Below are 2,970 nucleotides of genomic sequence, written 5' to 3'. Positions count from 1 at the left end.
TGGCCACCAGACGCAGGTGCGAGGTCACCATCTTGTGGGCGGCTTCGGCGTCCTGATGCTCTTTCCAGCGCTGGGCGAGCATGAACTCCTCGTCCTTGGGCAGCATCGGAAATTTGCGGATCTCGGTGAGGTATCGCGACAGGCCGCCGTCCGGCGACATCACCGATAGAGAATTCACGGCCATTCTATTCATATCCCCTTGCGTGCGGATCCGCTCGCCAATCGCGCGCGATCATCCCCCACACGAGGGACTAGATAGTTCGCGAAACGGCGGTTGGAAGGGTGGTAACGCATTTGTAATGTCCGAGTTGCCCGCTGGGATATTGTACGAATGCGGCGTCACTTTGATCAAAGCGCGGACTGAGCCAATCATAGGGCTTCAACGTGGGGAATCACACCGCATGATCCGCTTCATCCTTCGCCTCCTGATCGCCGCCGCGGGTCTGTGGGTGGCCGCGCGGATCGTTCCGGGCGTCACCGCCGACGGTTGGAAGACCTTGATCATCGCCGGTTTCCTGCTGGGCGTCGTCAACGCCGTGGTCCGGCCCGTGGTGACCCTCCTGACCCTGCCGCTGACCATCGTCACCCTGGGGCTGTTCCTGCTGGTGGTGAACGCGGCGATGATCGGGCTGGTGGCCTGGCTGCTGAACGGCCTGGCGGTCGACGGCCTGTGGGCGGGCGTGCAGGCGGCGGTGGTGACCGGCGTCGTCAGCTGGATCGGCCAGGTCTTGTTGGGCGAAGTCCAGGTTCAGGTGGGGCGGGAATAGGGGCGTCCCAAACCCGTCATCGTCATCCGGCGAACACGTCGTGGGACGAATTGTTCTTGTGGTGGACGTCGCGGCAAGCTGCGTCCTGCGTTGACTTCGGATAACCTCGGTCTTCGGGAGGAAGCCGAGATGAAGATCACCGGCGTCAATCACCTGGCCTTGGTCTGCCGCGACATGGCCGAGACGGTGAAGTTCTATACCGAGGTGCTGCAGATGCCCCTCGTCAAGACGGTGGCCCTGCCGGACGGCGGCCAGCATTTCTTCTTCGATTGCGGGGCGGGCTCTTGCCTGGCCTTCTTCTGGTGGCCGGATACGCCGCCGGCCGCGCCGGGGATCGCCTCGGTGCGCCAGTTTCCGGCCGACTCCAAGACCGCCGTCGGCTCGATGAACCACGTGGCCTTCACCGTCGACGAGGCCGACCTCGAGGCCTGTCTCGGGCGATTGCAGGCGGCGGGCGTCCCGGCCTTCCCGATGGTGGTCAATCACGACGACAGCGAGATGGGCGTGGCGAGGAAGCTTCACCCCGGCGTCTTCGTCCGCTCGGTCTATTTCACCGACCCCAACGGGATCATGATGGAGCTGGCCGCCTTCACCCGCGATTTCGGGCCCGAGGACGTGCGGCACGAACCGGCCCGCGCCACGGTGGACGCCTGATGCCCCGCCTGCGCGAGGTCCCCCGCGCCGAGGTCGCCGACAAGGGGACGCTGAAGCTCTACGACCTGCTGTTCGGCGATCGCGATCCGGTCGCCCAGCCCGGCACGGCCACCGGCACGCGCGGCGACTGGTGGACGGTGTTCGCCGGCAGCCCCGACGTGCTGCGCCACGCCGCCCAGGGCTTCGCCCTCTATCGCGACCCGGCCCGCAAGATCGACCCGGTGCTGCGCGAGCTGGCCCAGACCCGGGCCGGCTGGGCGCGCGGCAGCCAGTTCGTGTTCTCCCAGCACTGCAAGTCGCTGCGCGGCCTGGGGGTCTCGGAGGACAAGATCGCCGCCGTGCCGCACTGGCAGGTCTCGACCGTGTTCGACACGAACGAGCGGGCGGTGCTGGCCTATGCCGACGGCCTCGTCCTGGACGGCGGTCGGATCGCCGATGGTGTCTTCGCGGCGCTGAAGGCGTTCCTCTCCGACGAACAGATCCTGGAGCTGACCTACATCACCTGCCTCTATGAGATGCATGCGGTGATGAGCCGGGCCCTGCGCACCGAGTTCGACGACCGCGACGAACCGGTGGTCGAGGTCGCCGCGCCGGAGGACTTCGCCGCGCGGGACTTCATGGATACGGGGCGGTAGGGGGCAAGCGTTCACCTCTTTTCGTCATCCTGGCCGTAGCGCGAAGCGCGGAGAGCCGGGATCGAGAGGCGACCGCGGTGCGCCGCCCCTGGGTCCCGGATAGCCTCTGTGAGGCTCCCGGGATGACGAGGTGGAGTGTCTTCGTTCGATCGCGAGATCTGACCGCGCTTCCAGTCACGGTAAACGCCATCGTAAGCACTGTGACGGCGCCATGAAGTTTTAGCGAAATAACCCGTCGTCAGTGCGTCCATTAGCCGCCCGTTAGTCGAGAAATGATCTTCGCCACTCCAAGTGGAGGCGTATTCATGTTCACCTTGCGGGACACGGTTTCTTCTCTGACGCCAGCGCGTCAGGACGATCTGGGCAGGACGCTCTACGAGCGCTTCCGCGAGGAGCCCGACACCCTGATCGTTCCGGTCGTCGACGGCGAGGACCGGCCGATCGGCATCGTCGAGCGCAACGCCTTCTTCCTGCGCATGGCCGCCGAGTACGGCCGCGCCCTCTACGCCAACCGGCCGATCTCGACGCTGATGGACCGCGAGCCCCTGGTGGTGGACGCCGACACCGAGCTGGCCGCCTTCACCACCGACAGCCTGTCCTACCGCGCCTCGGACCTGCTGCGCGGCTTCATCGTCACCGAGCGCGAACGCTATCTGGGTGTGGGCACGGTGCTGGGCCTGCTGCAGGCCACCAACGAGACCAACCGCCGGGGCGTGGCGCAGATCGCACGGCTGGCCCACTACGATCCGCTGACGGACCTGCCCAACCGGGTGTTGTTCCAGAAATCCCTGACCGAGGCCCTGGCCCGGCGGGCGCGCAAGGGCGACCAGCTGGCGGTGCACTTCATCGACCTGGATCGCTTCAAGACCGTCAACGACACCCTGGGCCACCCGCTGGGCGACGCCCTGCTGCGC

The 2,970-nt window shown here is 66.4% G+C and carries 6 protein-coding genes; 4 read left to right on the top strand and 2 right to left on the bottom strand.

Annotated elements, in window-relative coordinates; translation table 11 throughout:
- Together VJ655_RS17350 and VJ655_RS17345 are read right to left on the bottom strand one after the other, a co-directional pair.
- A partial coding sequence (locus tag VJ655_RS17350) for a sigma-70 factor domain-containing protein (RefSeq protein WP_324113245.1) occupies positions 1-193 on the bottom strand: 193 nt, incomplete at its 3' end.
- Positions 190-294 carry a hypothetical protein gene (locus tag VJ655_RS17345; RefSeq protein WP_324113243.1) on the bottom strand — a complete coding sequence of 35 codons (105 nt, stop codon included), beginning with the start codon at positions 292-294 and terminating at the stop codon, positions 190-192. The genes VJ655_RS17350 and VJ655_RS17345, both read right to left, overlap by 4 nt.
- 107 nt (positions 295-401) lie before the next feature.
- Between VJ655_RS17345 and VJ655_RS17340 the strand changes: the two genes are divergently transcribed.
- The 4 genes from VJ655_RS17340 to VJ655_RS17325 form a co-directional block, all read left to right on the top strand.
- Positions 402-767: a phage holin family protein gene (locus VJ655_RS17340; RefSeq protein ID WP_324113242.1), complete on the top strand. Its 366-nt coding sequence runs from the start codon at positions 402-404 to the stop codon at positions 765-767.
- A gap of 129 nt (positions 768-896) precedes the next feature.
- Positions 897-1,421, top strand: a complete 525-nt coding sequence (locus tag VJ655_RS17335) for a VOC family protein (protein ID WP_324113240.1) — start codon at positions 897-899, stop codon at positions 1,419-1,421.
- A complete protein-coding gene (locus VJ655_RS17330) occupies positions 1,421-2,056 on the top strand; it encodes a carboxymuconolactone decarboxylase family protein (protein ID WP_324113239.1) in 636 nt (211 codons plus the stop codon). The genes VJ655_RS17335 and VJ655_RS17330 overlap by 1 nt, the downstream gene beginning before the upstream one ends.
- A 305-nt stretch (positions 2,057-2,361) precedes the next feature.
- Positions 2,362-2,970: diguanylate cyclase domain-containing protein (locus tag VJ655_RS17325; protein ID WP_324113237.1), on the top strand; the 609-nt coding region annotated here is incomplete at its 3' end.

The sequence above is a fragment of the Caulobacter sp. genome (assembly GCF_035254145.1).
Classification (GTDB): domain Bacteria; phylum Pseudomonadota; class Alphaproteobacteria; order Caulobacterales; family Caulobacteraceae; genus Caulobacter.
The sequence above is the reverse complement of the archived record's forward strand: the minus strand, read 5'-3'. Positions and strand labels throughout refer to the sequence as shown.